Below are 17795 nucleotides of genomic sequence, written 5' to 3' on the forward strand. Positions count from 1 at the left end.
GAAACATCCTTCATATAGCGCGGAACACTTCTGTAGGAATTTCCACTAAAAAACTCGATGAACGGCAGAAGTCTGAACAGTGACTGTATGACTTTCAGGTAAGCAATTCACCCACCGGTTTTCTCGTGCCCCTTTCACAAAACCAGACATAACCTTCAATCAATCCAGTGAGCCTCGGTGGGCTCCCAACCTGCCGGCCACGGCTGTAAATGTCAAATACAGTGTGCGTCTGGTCGTTAGCTAAATCATTGAAATCACGTTTCTTTCGGCATTGACGCTGAAGGATGGCTTACGCCCGAAAGTTCTCCAGCAACCAGGCTTTTTCCTGTTGTCCCGTTCCAGTACCGGCGATGAAGAAACTGCCGTCGTAACGCAAGTATTGCGTTTCGCTCAATACCGCCGCGAGGCCGTGGCTTGGAGTCTGAAACGTCTGGACGTGGCGTTGTCCAGCACGATAGACGAATTGAAATATGACCACGCCTATCCTGACGCCGCACAGCAGCGAGTCGACCGTCATCGCCCTCAACGCTCGCCCTGCTCTCGCATCCGGACTCAGGAGTGCCCCATGAAAATCAGTGTATTTGGTAGCGGTTACGTTGGCCTGGTGCAAGCGGCTGTCCTGGCTGAAGTCGGCCACGACGTGGTCTGCATGGACATTGACGAGCGCAAAGTCGAACGGCTGCAACAAGGCCACGTGAGCATTTTCGAACCGGGGCTGGCCAGCCTGGTGCGCGAAGGCCTGGAAGCCCATCGTCTACAGTTCACCACTGACGAGCAGTTTGCGGTGCAGCATGGCCAGGTATTGTTTATCGCCGTCGGTACACCGTCCCGGGACGATGGCTCGGCGGATCTGCGTTATGTGCTGGCGGTGGGCGAAGCCGTGGCGCGTCATCGTGAACAGCCGGTGATTCTGGTGGAAAAATCCACGGTGCCGGTGGGCACGGGTGACACCTTGCGCGCACACATCGACAAGTGCCTGATCAAGGTCGGTCGGCTGCTGCAGTTCGATATCGTCTCCAACCCGGAGTTTCTGAAAGAAGGCTCAGCCGTGGCCGATTGCCGACGTCCGGACCGGATCGTCATCGGCTGCGAACGCGATGAAGTGCGTGACGTAATGCGTGACCTCTACGCGCCCTTCAACCGCAACCATGACCGGGTCATGTTCATGGACCTGCGCAGCGCCGAGCTGACCAAGTACGCCGCCAACTGCATGCTGGCGACCAAAATCAGCTTCATCAACCAGATCGCCGAACTGGCTGAACACCTGGGCGCCGACATCGAATCGGTGCGCCTGGGCATCGGTGCCGACTCGCGCATTGGTTACCACTTCATCTACCCCGGCTGCGGCTATGGCGGCTCGTGCTTTCCCAAGGACATGCGCGCGCTGATCCACAGCGCCGAACAGGCGCATTGCTCCAGCGATTTGCTGCAAGCGGTGGAAGCGATCAACCAGCGTCAGAAGCACAAGTTGTTCGAGCGTATCAACGCGTTCTACCGGGGTGATTTGCGTGGCAGGACCTTCGCCGTGTGGGGGCTGGCGTTCAAACCGAACACCGACGACATGCGCGATGCACCGAGCCGGGTGCTGCTGGAATCGCTGTGGGCCGCCGGGGCCAATGTCCGCGCGTTCGACCCGGAAGCCATGCAGGAAACCCAGCAACTGTATCCCGATGAATCCCGGTTGATGCTGATGGGCACGCCGGAATCGGTATTGTCCGGCGCTGACGCGCTGATCATCTGCACCGAATGGCAGCAGTTCAAGGCCCCGGATTTCAGCCTGATCCAGCAGCGACTCAACGCACCGGTGATCTTCGACGGACGCAACCTGTACGACGCCGATCGCCTGGCCCGCGCCGGTTTCATGTACTTCCCGATGGGCCGTGGTGAGTCGCGCAACTTGCCGATTCCGCATCAGCAGTGGCCCGCTGCTTCGGTCGTCGCTTGAATACGATGTCAGCCGTTATCAGAGCGGCGCCTTCAAATCGACCCCCAACGCCTGGGCAAACGCCTTGACCAGCGGACTGCGCACAGTGTTGTGACGAAGGATCAGATTGAACGGGGTGCTGATGTTGATCAGGTCCGGGCGCACAGCCCGGAACTGTCCCTGCGCCACCATCGACGCGGCGTAATGCTGTGGCAGAAAACCCACGAAACGCCCGGTCTTGATCAACAATGCCACCGCTTCGACCTGGCTGGCCGAGGCGGAAAAGCTGTCGTAGTGGGCAAAATTCAGTTTGTCGCGATGAATCGCATAGCGGTGGTTGATGCACTCGTAATCCTTGAGCACATGACTGCCGATTTCTGCGTCCGGCACCGTGAATAACGGATGACCGACCGCGCAATAAACTTCAGAGCGTTCTTCATAAAGCGGGTAGTAATCAAACTCTTCGCGCTTCTGATAAACCGGCACGATCCCCGCCACTAACCGTCCCTCTACAACACCTCTTTCCACCTCATCCAGTTGTGAGGCTTGAAGTTGAAATCTTACTTTCGGCGATGTTTCATTAATTGTTCTAAGCGCAGCAACTAACGGCGAATTAGCATCGGAAATCGTATTATCAATAACCCCCACGCCAAGGTCACCGATCAGTTCATTCTGAGCTGAACTAAGGCGGTCGCGAAAGTTGTCGACCGAGGCAAATAAATCAATGGACGCCTGATACACCAGGCGACCCTCTTCGGTCAGGTGAAAACCCTCGCGACCGCGGGTGCACAGGCGCATGCCGATGCGGATCTCCAGGTCGGAGATCTGTTTGCTGATGGCTGCCAGACCCACATTCAGCTCATTCTGGGCAGCACTGAAGCCGCCGGCTTCGACCACTGCCTTGAATACTTTGAGCAGTTTGAAATCCAGGCCGCTGAGGGTCAGCGGTGCCCGATGACCCGTTTTCAGCGGCGGGTTTCCGGAATTGGAAAGTGGGGTTTCCATAATGCCTATTTACCTCTGGCGCCCTATTCAACAACCTGTGTCCAACAACAAAAATAGTGCTGGTAAATAATAATGACCACAGAAAACCAGGCTTGGCAACCGCTAATAAATCCCGCACATCAGTGCCAACTCACTGATTTCGAACTATTAAAAGCTGACACTTCGATCAGCTCTCGTAACGATGCAACTGCGCTTTCCCCCTGCCCTTGAATAATGTTTAGGCCAAACCACGCCCAATTGATTTGCGGCGAGTGTTTCAGGCCCGGCACACCGATTTCAGTTCGCTTTACCGACGAGGAAAACAACAATGTCTCAAACCACCGACCGTCTCTGGGGTGCCCGCTTCAAAAGCGGTCCGTCCGAAGCCCTGGCGGCCTTGTCCCGTTGCCCCGAGCGCTACTTTCGCCTCACCCCGTACGACCTCGCCGGTTCCAAGGCGCATGCCCGTGAATTGCAGCGCGCCGGGCTGCTGAGCGAACAAGAAACCCAGACCATGCTCGACGCCCTGGAGCGCATCGGTGATGACTTCCGCGACGGCAGCATCGCGCCGACCCTGGATGACGAAGACGTCCACACCTTCATCGAACGCCTGCTGACCGAACGCCTCGGCGCGCTGGGCGGCAAGCTGCGCGCCGGCCGTTCACGCAACGACCAGACTGCCAACGACCTGCGCCTGTTCCTGCGTGATCACGTCCGCACCCTGGCCGTTGAAGTCCTGGCCCTGCAACAAGCCTTGGTGGATCAGGCCGAGCAGCACATCGAAAGCATCTGCCCAGGGTTCACTCACCTGCAGCAAGCCCAGCCGATCGTGTTCGCTCACCACTTGCTGGCCCACGCCCAATCGATGTTGCGTGACGTGCAACGCCTGGTGGACTGGGACGTACGCACTTCGCTGTCGCCACTCGGCGCGGCGGCCATGGCCGGTTCTGCCATCGCTCGTCTGCCGCAGCAGTCGGCCAAGGAAATGGGCTACAGCGGCGTGTGTGAAAACTCCATCGATGCCGTAGCCAGCCGCGATCACGTTGCCGAGTTCCTGTTCATTGCCAGCATGCTCGGGATCAACATCTCGCGCCTCGCCGAAGAGTTCTGCCTGTGGTCGTCGCGGCAATTTCGCTGGGTCGTGCTGGACGATGCCTACGCCACCGGCAGCTCGATCATGCCGCAGAAGAAGAACCCGGACATCGCTGAATTGGCGCGGGGCAAGGCGGGTCGTTTGATTGGCAACCTGACCGGTCTGCTCTCTACGCTGAAATCCCTGCCGCTGTCGTACAACCGCGACTTGAGCGAAGACAAAAACGGTGTGCTCGACAGCGTCGACACCCTGTTGCTGGTGCTGCCCGCCATGGCCGGGATGGTCGCAACCATGAAGGTCAACGTCGAAGAACTGCGGCGTCAGGCGCCACTGGGTTTCACTCTCGCCACCGAAGTCGCCGACTGGCTGGCCATGCGCGGCGTGCCGTTCAAGGAAGCCCACGAAATCACCGGTGCGCTGGTCCAGGCCTGTGAGAAACACGACATCGAATTGTGGGAAGCCTCCCCGGCGCTGTTGGCCGAAATTGACCCGCGCCTGACCGCGGAAGTGCGCGAGAGCCTGACCCTCGAAGCCGCCATCGCCGCCCGCAGTGGCTGGGGCGGCACCGCACCGCAACAGGTGCGCGAGCAGATTGGTCGACTGAAAACTGCCCTGGCTGCGCAGCAGCAATGGACCGAGAACTATCAGGGCTTTCGCCTTTAAGTCAGAGCACAAAACCTGTGGGAGCGGGCTTGCCCGCGATGAGGCCATCACATCCACATTTTTGTTGACTGACAGTCCGCTATCGCGGGCAAGCCCGCTCCCACAGGGACTGTGCTGACCTGAAATATCAGAGTACGGAGAAACAACATGAGCCAGACTCAGGCAGAACGACTCCAGTCGGAGCGCAAACTGGCGGAAAACCAGTTCGATATCACCCAGTACCACCATGTGCCACGGCGTTATTACGGGCGGATTTTCTTCGCCACCGTGATCGTCATTGCGATTATCGGCCTGGTACGAGCCTTCGCCGAAGGCAAGATCGAGTGGTCCTACATCGGCCAGTTCCTCACGTCCCAGGCGATCATGTGGGGCTTGCTCAACACCATCGTCATGGCGGTGCTGGCCATGGCACTGGGCATCGTTTTCGGGGTGATCACCGCGATCATGCGCATGTCGGCCAACCCGATCCTGCGCTACGTGGCGGTGACCTACACCTGGCTGTTCCGCGGTACGCCGCTGATCCTGCAACTGCTGTTGTGGTTCAACCTGGCGCTGATCTTCCCCACCATCGGCATCCCCGGTCTGTTCGAAATGGACACCGTGAGCCTGATGACCCCGTTCGCGGCCGCCCTCCTCGGCTTGAGCATCAACCAGGGCGCCTACACCGCCGAAGTGGTGCGAGCCGGCCTGCTGTCGGTGGACACCGGCCAGTACGAAGCCGCCAAGTCGATCGGCATGCCGCGCCTGCAAGCGCTGCGCCGGATCATCCTGCCGCAGGCCATGCGGGTGATCATTCCGCCGGTCGGTAACGAGTTCATCGGCATGGTGAAGATGACCTCGCTGGCGAGCGTCATCCAGTACTCGGAACTGCTCTACAACGCCCAGAACATCTACTACGCCAATGCCCGGGTCATGGAGCTGCTGATCGTCGCCGGTATCTGGTACCTGGCCACGGTCACCGTCCTGTCCTTCGGTCAAAGCCGTCTGGAGCGTCGTTTCGCTCGCGGCGCCGGCAAGCGTTCTTGAGGAGCCCCACATGAGAAGCATCGTCAAGGCCGTGAGCCTGAACAAGTACTACGACCATTTCCACGCGCTCAAGGACATCAACATCGAAGTCGAGCAAGGCGAAGTGCTGTGCATCATCGGCCCGTCCGGCTCCGGCAAAAGCACCCTGCTGCGCTGCGTGAATCAGCTGGAAAAAATCGACAAGGGCGGTCTTTGGGTCGATGGCGAACTGGTGGGTTACCGGATCGTCGGCAACAAGCTGCACGAACTCAACGAGTCGCAGATCGCCCGTCAACGCCTGGCCACCGGCATGGTGTTCCAGCGCTTCAACCTGTTCCCGCACATGACTGTGCTGCAAAACATCATCGAAGGGCCATGCCAGGTGCTCAAGCGTTCGCCCAAGGAGGCGCACGAGGAAGCCTTGGAATTGCTCGCTCGCGTCGGCCTGGCCGACAAGCGCAACAGCTACCCGATCGAACTCTCGGGTGGTCAGCAACAACGCGTCGCCATTGCCCGTGCACTGGCCATGCGGCCCAAGCTGATGCTGTTCGATGAGCCCACTTCGGCACTCGACCCGGAACTGGTCGGTGAGGTGCTGTCGGTGATGCGTGACCTCGCGCAAACCGGCATGACCATGATCGTCGTCACCCATGAACTGGGCTTCGCTCGCGAAGTGTCCAACCGCATGGTGTTCATGGACGGCGGGCAGATCGTGGAGGCTGGAAGCCCCGAAGAAATACTAATAAGTCCGCAAAACCCGCGCACCCAAAGCTTCATTTCTGCCGTTCGAACCTAAGCGTCCTTTGGCGCTCACAACACTCATAAGAGAACGACCATGAAGAACATTGTTATCCCAGCAGTACTCGCAGGCGTTATGGCTTCCGGCTTCACCTGGGCCGCCGAACTACCGGCCAGCATCAAGGAAAAAGGCGAGGTCGTGGTCGCGATCATGCCGAACTACCCGCCGATGGACTTCAAGGACCCGGCCACCAACACCCTCACCGGTCTTGACTACGACCTGGGCAATGCCTTGGCCGAACGTCTGGGCGTGAAGATCAAATGGCAGGAAACCGGCTTCGAGCAAATGATCAATGCGCTGACCACCGACCGTGTGGACATGGTGCTGTCGGGCATGACCGACACCGCCGAACGTCAGGCCAGCGTGACCTTCGTCGACTACTTCACCAGTGGTCCGCAGTTCTACACCTTGCAGAAAAACAAGGATTTCAACGAGATCATCGACCTGTGCGGCAAAAAAGTCGGCACCAGCCGCCGCACCACCTTCCCGGCTGAAATCGCCGAGTGGAGCAAGGCCAATTGCGAAGCCGCCGGCAAGCCTGCGATCAACGTGATCGGCACCGAAGGCTCCGCCGATGCCCGCGCGCAATTGCGTCAGAGCCGTATCGACGCGGCCATGCAGGGCAGCGAGACCCTGTCCTACCTGAAGACTCAGGAAAAGGACATGTACAAAACCGTGGGCCTGCCGATCTCCAAGCAGTTCACCGGGCTGGGCGTGAGCAAGAAAAAGCCTGAGCTGAGCGAGGCGGTGAAGGTCGCGTTGCAGAGCATGGTGGATGACGGCAGCTACCAGGCGATCCTGAAAAAGTGGGACCTGGAACTGGGGGCGATCAAGACTGTGACCATTAACGCCGGGAAATAAGGGATCGGCGTGATGCCTTTGTGGGAGCGAGCCTGCTCGCGATAGCGGTCTGTCAGGCGAAAGGGATGTTGAATGTGCCAGCCCAATCGCGAGCCGGCTCGTTCCCACAGGGTTCGGTGTTTATTTATGAATAGTTGGAGCACCACATGTCCTCCTTGCCACAACCCAACTGGCCCGACCAGCACAAAGCCTGCCTCGCCCTGGCCTTCGACCTCGACGGTCCGACCGGCGATGCCATGCTCAACGGCTCGATCTGGCGCAAGCCCGAGTACTTCGGTTTCGGCGGTTACGGCCCTTACCGCGCCTTGCCCCGCATCCTCGATGTGCTCGACGCGTACCAAATCCCGACGACGTTTTTCGTCCCGGCCTGGGTCGTGGAGAACTGGCCGAAACAGTGCCAGGCGATTGTCGAGCGCGGGCATGAAGTGGCCTACCACGGCTACAAACACGAATCCTTTTACGCCCTGACGCTGGAACAGCAAAAGGACGTGATGAACAAATCCCGCGAGGTGTTCTGGAAACACCTGAACATCCGCGCCGAAGGGTTTCGCACCCCGTCCGGTGACTGGCGGGCCGAAACCCCGGCGATGCTGGTGGAGGCTGGCGTGACCTACTCCAGCAGCATGCGCGGCGATGACCGGCCATACCTGGTGAAAGTACCGGGGCACGACACGCCGCTGGTGGAAATCCCCGGCCGCTGGGAAATGGACGACTACGCCTCCCTCGCCTACACCCGCGCGCCGGACTTTCCTTCCGGGCTGGACCGCACCGCCAGCTACGCACTGACCCTCGATAACTGGTGCCGCGAATACGACGGCGCCATGAACGAAGGACTGTGCCTGACCACCCTGTTCCACCCCAAGATCACCGGCAAACCGGGACGCATCCTGCTGCTGGAAAAACTCTTCGAACACATGCGCCAGCGCGATGACGTGTGGTTCGCCACCTGCCGCGATGTCGCCCAGTGGTGGCTGAAGGAGCATCACCATGACTGATTCCACTGTCTGGCCCAAAGGCTACCGCTGCGCCGTGGTACTGACCGTCGATTACAACGACATCCACGGCATCCTCACCCAGGCCCCGGAGGTCGCCGGGCGCGACAAGACGCTGTCGGTCTGGCGCTATGGCACCCAACGCGGCGTCGACCGTTTGCTCGGTTTATTCGAAGAACTGGGGGTTTCCAGCAGCTGGTTTGTGCCCGGGATCGTCGCCGAGGAAAACCCCGGGCACATTCGGGCAATCCAGGCCGGTGGACATGAGATCGCCTGCGCCGGGTATCGCCACCAGCACTACGACACCCTGAGCCTCAACGAACAAAGCGCCGAGATTGCCAAAGGCTGCGAGGCGTTGACCACGCTGACTGGCCAGCGTCCAACAGGCTTTCGCATCCCGGCCGGCAACGGTGCACCGGGCTTCATCGAAGCGTTGAAGGATCACGGCATTCGCTGGTCCTCATCGTGGCGTGGCGATGATTTGCCATTCGCTCATCCGACGGCGTCCGACGTCATCGAGTTGCCATTGCACTACGAACTGGAAGACGAACCCTACTTCGCCTTCAACCTGAGCCCGGCCGTGCCACCGGCGCAATCGCGGATCGCCTCTTACAGCCATACCCTGGGCAACCTGCAACTGGATTTTGCCGGGTTTCACCGATTCGGCCTGTGTTATGTGCTGCGACTGCACCCGGAAATCATTGCGACACCCGGGCGGATTGGCGTGTTGCGCGAGTTGCTGGAGGGGATTCAACAGCACGACGACGTGTGGATTGCCACAGGCGCCGACGTTGCTCAATGGTGGGCCGAATCGGCGCGACAGGTGACCGAGGACCATCCGGCGGCCGTGTATGAGCGGCATTATCGGGATTACCTCGTATGAGTGAGCGGATGCAGCGATTGGCGCAGTTCTGCGTCGACAGCCGATTCGAAGACTTGCCGCCCGCACTGGTGACCCAAGCCAAGCGACACATACTCGACACCTTCGGCGCGACCCTGGCCGGGGCTGGCAGTGATGTCGCGAAGCAGGCACGGCAGGTCTTCGACGGTGAGGTCGGGAACACGCTGATCTGGGGCACCGATCAACGCACTGGCGCGGCCCAGGCCGCCCTGCTCAATGGTGTCGCCGCCCATGCCCTGGAACTGGACGACACCGGTGGTTGCGACCACTCCGGCGCGGTGGTGCTGCCGGCAGTCATGGCGGCGGTGTCGATGTCTGGACAATCGGTGAATGGCCGGGAGCTGATCACCGCTGTGGTAATCGGCTACGAAATCGGCCGCCGGGTGCTCGAAGCCTGTGGCAGCTATTCAGCCCACAACGGCGCCGGCTGGCACTCCACCGCCACCTGCGGCGTGTTCGGTGCGGCGGCGGCCAGTGCGCGAATTCTTGGACTGGATACCGCGCAAACCGTCTCGGCGCTGGGCATTGCCGGCAGTTTCAGTGGAGGGTTGTGGGCGTTTATCCACGACGGTTCGCAAAGTAAAAAACTTCACAGCGGTCGTGCCGCCGAGGGTGGATTGCTGGCGGCGCGATTTGCCCAACGAGGCATCACCGGGCCGACGAAGTTGTTCGATGATGTCTGGGGCGGGTTTCTGAAAACCCTGGCAGGCGAGACTGCACAACCTGACGCGTTGGATGCCGATCTGGGCGTCGTATGGAAACTTGCTCGCTGTTCGATTAAACCCTACGCCGCATGTCGCGGAACGCATTCCGCCATCGATGCGCTGGGGCTGTTGCTGGATCAGCTGCAGGTCAGCGCAGATCAAGTCGAAGATGTTCAGGTGTCGTTGTGCGGGTTTCTTCAGGGCATGTGCGGCGGGCGCGACGTCGGTACGCTGGCGGCGGCGCAGATGAGCCTGCCGTATGCCCTCGCAGCCCGGCTGGTGCAGGGGCATTGCCGGCTGGAGGCGTATGACGATGAACAACGGGGCGATCCTCGGATTGCTCACTGGATGTCGCGCATCCGTCTTGAAGTGGATCCGCAACTGTCAGAGGATGGCGAGCCCATCGTCAGCGTGCGGACCGTGGACGGTCGGCAGGCGAGCCTGTGTGTCGACCCGCCATTGGGTGCGCCGGGCAATCCGTTGAGTGATGCGGCGCTGAAGGATAAGTTTTTCAGCCTGGCGTTGCGGGTGATGCCGCGGGGGCAAGCGGCAGAACTGCTTGAGCAGTTGTGGCGGGTTGAAGAGCTGGAATCTGTCGAGGCACTGATCGTTCCCACGCTCCGCGTGGGAATGCAGCCCGGGACGCTCCGCGTCCCAAAAGCGGACGCAGAGCGTCCGGTAAGGCATTCCCACGCAGACGGTTCGACGCCTCGACGTGGGTACGATCACTCAGAGAACATTAAATAAGGATATTTGCACCACCGTGGCCACTTACTCACTCGTTATCCGCCGGTTGATGATCGTTTCGCTGACCATCGTCGTCAGCCGCGCCATCACCAGCCCGCTGCTGACGCTGTTCCTGAGCAACAAACTTGGCCTCAACCAACAGGATGTCGGCTTGCTGCTGGGCATTGCGGTGTTCATCGCCACCCTGCTCGCGCTCTACGGCGGTTACATCATCGACCGCCTCGAGAAGCGCCGACTGTTGATCCTGGCGATGCTCTCCAGCGCCATCGGCTTCGTGCTGCTGACCTTCGCCGACAACCTCTACCTGACCACCGCCACCCTGGTCATCACCGAAACCGCCTCGGCACTGTTCCTGATCGGTTCAAAGGCGATCCTCAGCGAAAACCTGCCCGTGGGCCAGCGCGCCAAGGCGTTTTCCCTGCGCTACACCTTGACCAACATCGGCTACGCCACCGGCCCGATGCTGGGCGTGGTGATTGCCGGCGTGTATCCGATAGCACCGTTCCTGATCGCGGGCGGCATCGCGTTCTTCAGTATTTTCCTGATGATCGGAATACCGAAGGATTCGGCCCAGGCTCCCGCGATTGGCCAGCCAACGAGTTTTCTCAAGACCCTGATCACCCTGAAAAACGATCGCACGCTGATCATGTTCACCTGCGGCTGCCTGCTCAGCACCGTGGTCCATGGCCGTTTCACCCTGTACCTGTCGCAATACCTGTTGGTGACTCAAGACACCAAACGGGCACTGGAAACCATGGCCGCCCTGCTCGCCTGCAATGCGATCAGCGTGATCCTGCTGCAATACCAGATCGGCCGTTTCCTCAAGCGCGAACAATTGCGTTACTGGATCGCGGGCGGTACCAGCCTGTTCATCGTCGGTTTGATCGGCTTCAGCCTGGCCGACAGCCTTGTGAGCTGGTGCGTGGCCATGTTCATCTTCACCCTCGGTGAAATGATCATTTACCCGGCCGAATTCCTCTTCGTTGACACCCTGGCGCCGGAAGAGCTGCGCGGCAGTTATTACGGCGCGCAAAACCTCGCAGCCCTCGGCGGTGCACTGAGCCCGGTGATTTGCGGTTTCCTGCTGATGCACACCCCAGCGCCAACGATGTTTTATGCCTTGAGCGCACTGACCGCGATGGGCGGATTCCTGTGTTTCATGAGCGGTCGCCGGGTGGCTTTACAGCAAAATTAATGCACTAAAACTGCATTAATATGAATTTGTCAGCATCGGGAATGAGCGGCACACTGTGCCTCGTTCCTCCCCCAATAGTTGGAACAACTTCAAGGGCTTTCTGGGTATCCCAGCTAAGCCTTTTTTTTGCCTCGGTTTTTTTTCAACGGATCGTCTGCCTCATGTTTGCTCGCTGGTTTCCCGCTGCCATCAACACCCGCCCCTCCGAATGGAGTCGCGCCGCGATCGGCATGTCCTTGGGCACGATGTTCAGCGTCTGGCTCTGCAGCCAGGTATTCGGCATGCAAGTGGCGCAACACCTGATCGGTCCACTGGGCGCATCGGCCGTGTTGCTGTTCGCAGTGTCCTCCGGCGCCCTTGCCCAGCCCTGGTCGATTCTCGGCGGCTACCTCAGCGCTGGAGTGGTTTCACTGCTGGTCGCTCACGTGCTCGGGCGAACCCTTGGCAGCGCTTGCCTGGCGGCGGGCATGGCGCTGATTCTGATGTGCTGGCTGCGTTGCCTGCACCCACCGGCCGGGGCCTTGGCGTTGCTGTTGGTATTGGCAGACCCGGCGACCATTGCCCTGGACTGGAAAGCCCTCGGCCCGGTGATGCTCAGCGGCTCGACCATGCTGCTCAGCGCCCTGGCCTACAACAACCTGACCCGTATTCGTTACCCAAAACGCGCCAGCGAACCGGCGTCCATCGTGCCGGCCGACCGCCCGCCCACCGACAGCCAGGCGATCACTGCCGCGGATCTGAAACTGGCCCTTGCCGACATGGAGGCCTTCTACGACGTCACCCCCGAAGACCTTGAACAGCTGATCCATGCCAGTGAGTTGCATGCCAAACGGCGCAGCATTGGTGAAGTCCTCAGCGGTAGAACCTGAAGAAACAAAGATCCCCTGTTGGAGCGAGCCTGCTCGCGAAGGCGGTGTGTCATACAAATCAATATTGACTGACAGCGCCCCATCGCGAGCAGGCTCGCTCCCACAGGTTCAGCGCCAACCCAAAAATCTGTTCAGGCTGCTGACTGTTGCCGCACCGGCACCGCCAGACTCACCGCGCGCACCGATGACCCGACACTCAATCCCAAACTCTTCGCAGTTGCCGCATCGACAATCAACGTCCCGGCAGCCACCCGCGCCGGTGCCGCGATAATCCGGCACTCGGCAAATTGACGGTTATGAATCAGGTAAGTCGCCGCCTGCTCCCCCGGTGTGCCAATGCTCAGTTGCAGCACCTGGCTGTCGCGCACCGCACGGATATCCCCGGTGGCGCATTCGATCAGCGGGCCGCCGTCGAAGATGTCGATGTAGTCGCGGTGCTCGAATCCTTCAGCCTTGAGCATCCCCAACGCCGGTTCGGTATTGGGGTGAACCCGCCCGATGACGGTTCGCGCCGCTTCAGGCAACAGGCAGGTGGGCAGCGGAAACTTGGGCATCAGCTCGGCGATGAAGGTTTTGTTGCCCAGCCCTGTGAGGTAGTCGGCATCGGCAAAGTCCATCTTGAAGAAGTGCCGACCCAGGCCTTCCCAGAACGGTGAAATGCCCTCTTCGTCCGAGTAGCCACGCATCTCGGCGATGACTTTCTCACCGAAGTGCTGACGAAATTCCGCCAGAAACAGGAACCGCGCCTTGGACAGCAAGCGCCCGTTCAGACCGCTGCGGTGATCGGCATGCAGAAACAGTGAACACAGTTCTGAGTGACCGGTCATGTCGTTACCGAGGAACAACGTCGGCAGTTGCTGATTGATCCCGAGGTTTTTCGAGGCCGCGACAAACAGGCCCAGTCGGTAGTTGTACCAGGGCTCGCGCAGGCCGACGGCCCCGGCCAGTGCGCAGATGCCGATGGCTTCATGCTGGTCATTCTCAAGCACAAACAGGTAATCGGCATCGGCGCGTTCGGCTTCGCCGGCGAAGGTCTTCGCTGCCCACTCCAGACGCTGGCGCAGACGCCCCGCGTCGGCAGGCAAGGTGGTCAAGCCGGTTCCGGCGCTATGGGCCAGGGCTAACAGTGCCGACAGGTCTGCCGGTGTGGCTGGACGAACGATCATTGCATTTGCTCCTGGGTAGCCCGGTGTTTGGACAGAAAGACTTCGGCCAACATGCAGCGCGCGCTGCCGCCACCGATGCGTTCGATGGTGTCGATGTTCACGGGGAGCGGCGTGGCGTGGGTTTCGATCAAACGACGTTGGGCGGCATCCAGCGATTGCCAGGCCGTGCGCGACATCACCAGCAAGGGTTCGCCCGCAGCGTTGTGGACTTCCAGCATGTTGCCGGCGAAAGATTCCAGTTGTTCCCAGCTCAGGGCAATCACCTGTTTGCCGCTGTCTTCCAGGCGTTTACGCAGGGCCAGGCGTTCGGCCGGGTGCGTGACTGACGTCAGGCAGGCCACGGCCAGGCGTGTGCCGACACTCATCATCACGTTGGTGTGGTAAATCGCGACGCCCTGACGGTCCACCGCGTTGAAGGCGCACAGTTCGTAACCCAAATGACTGACCACCTGGTCCAGAGCGCGGGCATGGGTGCGGGTGGAGTAACCGGCGTAGCAAATTCGCTGCTGACGATCCAGCACCATGCTACCGGTGCCTTCGAGGAACACTTCCTGCTGTTCGAGGCTGGAAAGGTCCAGCAACTGTTCCACCCGGTACTCGTCCCGCAGCCAGTCGAGCACGCCTTTGTCCCGTTCCAAACGCCGGTTGTGGCCCTGCATCGGGTACAGCACCAAGGTGCCGTCGGGATGGCTGCTCCACCAATTGTTAGGGAAGATCGAATCCGGGGTATGCGGCGCTTCGCGGTCGTTGTGCACCCTGACCTCGACACCGTGCTGACGCAGCGCTGCAACGTAGCCATCGAACTCTTGCAACGCCTTTTGCTGCACGTCTTCGCTGACGGCGGCCGGCTGCTGGAAACGGTTGTTCGCCGCCGTGTCCTGATTGAAGGAGAAACGTGTCGGGCGAATCATCAAAACGGTATTGGTGGTTTGCATGGGCACAGATTCAATGAGGGCTGAGAGGTACTCATTGTCTGTTTCGCAGGCTGGAAAACCCGGTTGATAAGTGTCTGCGGCGTGATGGAAACGGCTGAAAAACGTGTGTGGCCCAGCCGATTCGGCGGAGCTGAACACAAAAAAAATCGCAGCCCGAAGCTGCGATTTTTTGTTCTGCCAAACCTATTCCATCGTGGTCTTGACCATCGCCAGTTCCGGATGGCTGACCAGTTTGTCGATGTGCAATTCCGGGTCATCGAACCAGACTTCGGTCAGCACCCGATAGTGCTCCATGTCCCGGCAACGCATGCGCAAGCTGTAGTCGAACGCGCCGCTGATCAACTGACATTCCATCACCTGCGGGCAGGCGCGGACCTTGGCTTCGAACGCCTTCTGCGCCGCGCGCCCGCTCTGGTTCGACAACGCCACCAACACCAGCAACGACAAGCCTGGCGTCAGTTTCTTTTCATCGAGAATCGCGCCATACCCACGAATGACCCCGAGCTGTTCGAGTTTGCGCACCCGTTCCAGGCACGGTCTGGGCGTGAGATGGACGCGCTCGGAAAGCTTTTGATAAGTGATGCGCCCTTCGTGGCGCAACACTTCGATGATTGCCTGATCGATACGATCAAGCACGATCGACAGATCGCGGATATCCGCCATGTACGTCTTGCCTCACTTCAAACGACCCGATAGGAATTGCTGCAAACGTTCACTTTTTGGCTGGTCGAGGATCGTAGCATCACCCTGCTCCTCGACCTTTCCCTGATGCAAAAACAACACCTGGCTGGAAACCTGACGGGCAAACCCCATTTCGTGGGTCACCATCAACATGGTACGGCCTTCCTCGGCCAGGGCCTGAATGACCTTCAGCACCTCACCCACCAATTCCGGATCGAGTGCCGAGGTCGGCTCGTCGAACAACAGAATCTCCGGTTCCACCGCCAGGGCACGTGCGATCGCCACCCGTTGTTGCTGGCCACCGGACAGAAACGCCGGGTATTGATCGGCCACTCGTTGCGCCAGACCGACCTTGTCCAGGTAAGCCCGCGCACTTTCTTCGGCGGCCTTGCGGCTGATCCCCAACACCCGGCACGGCGCCAGCACGATGTTCTCCAGCACCGTCAGATGGCTCCACAAATTGAAATGCTGGAACACCATTGCCAGGCGCGTGCGCAGACGCTGCAATTGCGCCGGATGAGCGACGCGCATGCCACCGGCACCCGGGCGCGTGATCACGCGCTCGCCGTCCAGTTCAATGGCGCCTTCGTCCGCGCGTTCCAGAAAGTTGATGCAGCGCAGCATCGTGCTTTTACCCGAACCGCTGGCGCCGATCATGCTCACCACATCGCCTGCCCGTGCATTCAACGAGACGCCCTTGAGCACTTCGTTGTCACCAAAACGTTTATACAGATTTTCAACCGTGAGTTTGTACATGTCAGCACTCCTGGAGCGGCAGGCCTGGCGGCACCGCTCTGGACAGAAAATGGGATTTAGTGAGTCGGGCCGAGAAAACCCAGCCAACGCTTCTCTGCGAACCGGAAGGCGCCGACCAGGCCGAACGACAGCGCGAGGTACAGCAGCCCGGCAATGCCGAAGGCCTGGAACGTCATGAAGGTCGCGGCATTGGCGTCCCTGGCGACTTTGAGGATGTCTGGAATGGTGGCGGTGAACGCCACTGAGGTCGCGTGCAACATCAGGATCACTTCGTTGCTGTAATACGGCAATGCCCGGCGCAACGCCGAAGGCAGAATCAGCCGCAGGTACAGGCGCCAACCGCTCAAGCCATACGCGTGGGCGGCCTCGATTTCACCGTAGGGAATGCTGCGAATTGCCCCAGCGAAGATTTCCACGGTGTAGGCGCAGGTGTTGAGCGTGAACGCGAGCAAGGTGCAATTCATCGCATCGCGGAAAAATGCTTCGAGCAACGGTTGCGAGCGCACCACCGCGATGCCGTAGATCCCGCTGTAGCAAATCAGCAACTGGATATACAGCGGCGTGCCGCGAAACACATAAGTGAACAGCTGAACCGGCCAGCGCAGCAGGCCCCAGCGCGAGGTTCGCATGATCGCCAATGGCAGCGACAGGAAGAACCCCATCACAATGCTCGCCACCAGCAGCCACAAGGTCATGGCCAACCCGGTGAGGCTGTAGCCGTCGCTGAACAGAAAGGGTTTCCAGTATTCGGCAATCAACTCGATCATCGTGCCATCCCCCGCACACCCTGGTTGTAGCGCCGTTCCAACACGCGCAAAACGTAGTTCGAAGCGCTGGTGATCAGCAAATACAACGCGGCTGCCAGCAGCAGGAAATCGAGCATGTTGAAGGTGCTTTTACCCGCTTCCTGCGCGACTTTGACCAGGTCCGACAACCCGATGATCGACACCAGCGCCGTGGCCTTGAGCAGTACCAGCCAGTTATTGCCCAGGCTTGGCAAGGCAAAACGCATCATTTGCGGGAACACCACGAAGCGGAATCGCTGCCAGCGGTTCAGGCCAAAACACGCGGCGGCTTCCTGCTGGCCGCGCGGTACACTCAGAATCGCCCCGCGAAAGGTCTCGGTGAAATACGCGCCGTAGATAAAACCAAGGGTGATGACCCCGGCCACGAACGGATCGATTTCCATGTAGGGCCAGTCCATGGCTTCGGTCAGGCTGCTCAGCCAGCCTTGCAGGCTGTAGAAAATCAGCAGCATCAGCACCAGGTCCGGCACCCCGCGAATCAGCGTCGTGTAGAAGGTTGCCGGCAGGTTCAACAGCTTCAGCGGCGACAGTTTCGCTGCCGCGCCGAGCAGGCCCAGCGCCATGCTCACCAGCAGCGAGAGCGCTGACAATTTCAGCGTGACCCAGGTGCCATGCAGCAACAATGGGCCATAGCCTTGCAGGGCCGAGAGATCGACCCCGATCAGATTCAGGAAGGAGTTCACGTCAGTCACCTGTCTTGAGGCGCCCGCGCGC

Annotated in this window: 18 protein-coding genes; 10 read left to right on the plus strand and 8 right to left on the minus strand. The window is 60.0% G+C overall.

Annotated features, from left to right (window positions below):
- Positions 1–289 precede the first annotated feature (289 nt).
- The gene (locus BLW70_RS19540) at positions 290–478 is read right to left on the minus strand and encodes a hypothetical protein (RefSeq protein WP_139273399.1); all 189 of its coding nucleotides are present in this window, start codon (positions 476–478) and stop codon (positions 290–292) included.
- An 87-nt stretch (positions 479–565) separates the two neighbouring features.
- On the opposite strand from BLW70_RS19540, the gene BLW70_RS19545 reads away from it, so the two are divergent.
- The gene (locus tag BLW70_RS19545; RefSeq protein ID WP_074876702.1) at positions 566–1945 is read left to right on the plus strand and encodes a UDP-glucose dehydrogenase family protein; all 1380 of its coding nucleotides are present in this window, start codon (positions 566–568) and stop codon (positions 1943–1945) included.
- An 18-nt stretch (positions 1946–1963) separates the two neighbouring features.
- Here the strand turns inward: BLW70_RS19545 and BLW70_RS19550 are convergent, their stop codons facing one another.
- Positions 1964–2929 carry a LysR family transcriptional regulator gene (locus tag BLW70_RS19550; protein ID WP_074876703.1) on the minus strand — a complete coding sequence of 322 codons (966 nt, stop codon included), beginning with the start codon at positions 2927–2929 and terminating at the stop codon, positions 1964–1966.
- Positions 2930–3236: 307 nt separating this feature from the next.
- Here BLW70_RS19550 and argH point away from each other — a divergent pair, with 307 nt between their 5' ends.
- The 9 genes from argH to BLW70_RS19595 all read left to right on the plus strand — a co-directional run bounded on the left by argH (position 3237) and on the right by BLW70_RS19595 (position 12737).
- Complete coding sequence (argH, locus tag BLW70_RS19555) at positions 3237–4664, plus strand: argininosuccinate lyase (RefSeq protein WP_074876705.1); 1428 nt, start codon at positions 3237–3239, stop codon at positions 4662–4664.
- Positions 4665–4811: 147 nt separating this feature from the next.
- Entirely contained in the window at positions 4812–5690 is an 879-nt protein-coding gene (locus BLW70_RS19560; RefSeq protein ID WP_074876707.1) for an amino acid ABC transporter permease, read from the plus strand.
- A 10-nt stretch (positions 5691–5700) separates the two neighbouring features.
- Entirely contained in the window at positions 5701–6465 is a 765-nt protein-coding gene (locus BLW70_RS19565) for an amino acid ABC transporter ATP-binding protein (protein WP_007934202.1), read from the plus strand.
- A 39-nt stretch (positions 6466–6504) separates the two neighbouring features.
- Complete coding sequence (locus BLW70_RS19570) at positions 6505–7329, plus strand: ABC transporter substrate-binding protein (RefSeq protein WP_074876709.1); 825 nt, start codon at positions 6505–6507, stop codon at positions 7327–7329.
- Positions 7330–7475: 146 nt separating this feature from the next.
- A complete protein-coding gene (locus BLW70_RS19575) occupies positions 7476–8324 on the plus strand; it encodes a polysaccharide deacetylase family protein (protein WP_074876711.1) in 849 nt (282 codons plus the stop codon).
- Entirely contained in the window at positions 8317–9204 is an 888-nt protein-coding gene (locus BLW70_RS19580) for a polysaccharide deacetylase family protein (RefSeq protein WP_074876713.1), read from the plus strand. Before BLW70_RS19575 ends, BLW70_RS19580 begins: the two co-directional genes overlap by 8 nt.
- A complete protein-coding gene (locus tag BLW70_RS19585; protein WP_167837240.1) occupies positions 9201–10673 on the plus strand; it encodes an MmgE/PrpD family protein in 1473 nt (490 codons plus the stop codon). The genes BLW70_RS19580 and BLW70_RS19585 overlap by 4 nt, the downstream gene beginning before the upstream one ends.
- A 16-nt stretch (positions 10674–10689) precedes the next feature.
- Positions 10690–11868 (plus strand): MFS transporter, encoded by a 1179-nt coding sequence (locus BLW70_RS19590; protein WP_074876715.1) that lies wholly within the window; start codon positions 10690–10692, stop codon positions 11866–11868.
- A 161-nt stretch (positions 11869–12029) separates the two neighbouring features.
- Complete coding sequence (locus BLW70_RS19595) at positions 12030–12737, plus strand: HPP family protein (RefSeq protein WP_074876717.1); 708 nt, start codon at positions 12030–12032, stop codon at positions 12735–12737.
- A 131-nt stretch (positions 12738–12868) separates the two neighbouring features.
- Here BLW70_RS19595 and astA read toward each other — a convergent pair whose 3' ends face one another.
- The 6 genes from astA to BLW70_RS19625 form a co-directional block, all read right to left on the minus strand.
- Positions 12869–13903: an arginine N-succinyltransferase gene (gene astA / locus BLW70_RS19600; protein WP_074876719.1), complete on the minus strand. Its 1035-nt coding sequence runs from the start codon at positions 13901–13903 to the stop codon at positions 12869–12871.
- Positions 13900–14838, minus strand: a complete 939-nt coding sequence (gene ctlX / locus BLW70_RS19605) for a citrulline utilization hydrolase CtlX (RefSeq protein WP_074876721.1) — start codon at positions 14836–14838, stop codon at positions 13900–13902. Before ctlX ends, astA begins: the two co-directional genes overlap by 4 nt.
- A gap of 183 nt (positions 14839–15021) precedes the next feature.
- Positions 15022–15501, minus strand: a complete 480-nt coding sequence (locus BLW70_RS19610; protein WP_074876723.1) for an Lrp/AsnC family transcriptional regulator — start codon at positions 15499–15501, stop codon at positions 15022–15024.
- 12 nt (positions 15502–15513) lie between these two features.
- The gene (locus BLW70_RS19615; protein ID WP_074876725.1) at positions 15514–16275 is read right to left on the minus strand and encodes an ABC transporter ATP-binding protein; all 762 of its coding nucleotides are present in this window, start codon (positions 16273–16275) and stop codon (positions 15514–15516) included.
- A gap of 56 nt (positions 16276–16331) precedes the next feature.
- Positions 16332–17042 (minus strand): ABC transporter permease, encoded by a 711-nt coding sequence (locus tag BLW70_RS19620; protein WP_074876727.1) that lies wholly within the window; start codon positions 17040–17042, stop codon positions 16332–16334.
- Positions 17039–17764: an ABC transporter permease gene (locus tag BLW70_RS19625; RefSeq protein WP_033054762.1), complete on the minus strand. Its 726-nt coding sequence runs from the start codon at positions 17762–17764 to the stop codon at positions 17039–17041. The genes BLW70_RS19620 and BLW70_RS19625 overlap by 4 nt, the downstream gene beginning before the upstream one ends.
- Positions 17765–17795: the final 31 nt, after the last annotated feature.

The organism is Pseudomonas frederiksbergensis (assembly GCF_900105495.1).
Taxonomy (GTDB): Bacteria; Pseudomonadota; Gammaproteobacteria; order Pseudomonadales; family Pseudomonadaceae; genus Aquipseudomonas; species Aquipseudomonas frederiksbergensis.

Excerpts from the sequence above, each read along its gene's own strand:
- BLW70_RS19545 (WP_074876702.1), top strand. The coding sequence starts at position 566 with ATGAAAATCAGTGTATTTGGTAGCGGTTACGTTGGCCTGGTGCAAGCG.
- BLW70_RS19550 (WP_074876703.1), bottom strand. The coding sequence starts at position 2,929 with ATGGAAACCCCACTTTCCAATTCCGGAAACCCGCCGCTGAAAACGGGT.
- argH (WP_074876705.1), top strand. The coding sequence starts at position 3,237 with ATGTCTCAAACCACCGACCGTCTCTGGGGTGCCCGCTTCAAAAGCGGT.
- BLW70_RS19560 (WP_074876707.1), top strand. The coding sequence starts at position 4,812 with ATGAGCCAGACTCAGGCAGAACGACTCCAGTCGGAGCGCAAACTGGCG.
- BLW70_RS19565 (WP_007934202.1), top strand. The coding sequence starts at position 5,701 with ATGAGAAGCATCGTCAAGGCCGTGAGCCTGAACAAGTACTACGACCAT.
- BLW70_RS19570 (WP_074876709.1), top strand. The coding sequence starts at position 6,505 with ATGAAGAACATTGTTATCCCAGCAGTACTCGCAGGCGTTATGGCTTCC.
- BLW70_RS19575 (WP_074876711.1), top strand. The coding sequence starts at position 7,476 with ATGTCCTCCTTGCCACAACCCAACTGGCCCGACCAGCACAAAGCCTGC.
- BLW70_RS19580 (WP_074876713.1), top strand. The coding sequence starts at position 8,317 with ATGACTGATTCCACTGTCTGGCCCAAAGGCTACCGCTGCGCCGTGGTA.
- BLW70_RS19585 (WP_167837240.1), top strand. The coding sequence starts at position 9,201 with ATGAGTGAGCGGATGCAGCGATTGGCGCAGTTCTGCGTCGACAGCCGA.
- BLW70_RS19595 (WP_074876717.1), top strand. The coding sequence starts at position 12,030 with ATGTTTGCTCGCTGGTTTCCCGCTGCCATCAACACCCGCCCCTCCGAA.
- astA (WP_074876719.1), bottom strand. The coding sequence starts at position 13,903 with ATGATCGTTCGTCCAGCCACACCGGCAGACCTGTCGGCACTGTTAGCC.
- ctlX (WP_074876721.1), bottom strand. The coding sequence starts at position 14,838 with ATGCAAACCACCAATACCGTTTTGATGATTCGCCCGACACGTTTCTCC.
- BLW70_RS19610 (WP_074876723.1), bottom strand. The coding sequence starts at position 15,501 with ATGGCGGATATCCGCGATCTGTCGATCGTGCTTGATCGTATCGATCAG.
- BLW70_RS19615 (WP_074876725.1), bottom strand. The coding sequence starts at position 16,275 with ATGTACAAACTCACGGTTGAAAATCTGTATAAACGTTTTGGTGACAAC.
- BLW70_RS19620 (WP_074876727.1), bottom strand. The coding sequence starts at position 17,042 with ATGATCGAGTTGATTGCCGAATACTGGAAACCCTTTCTGTTCAGCGAC.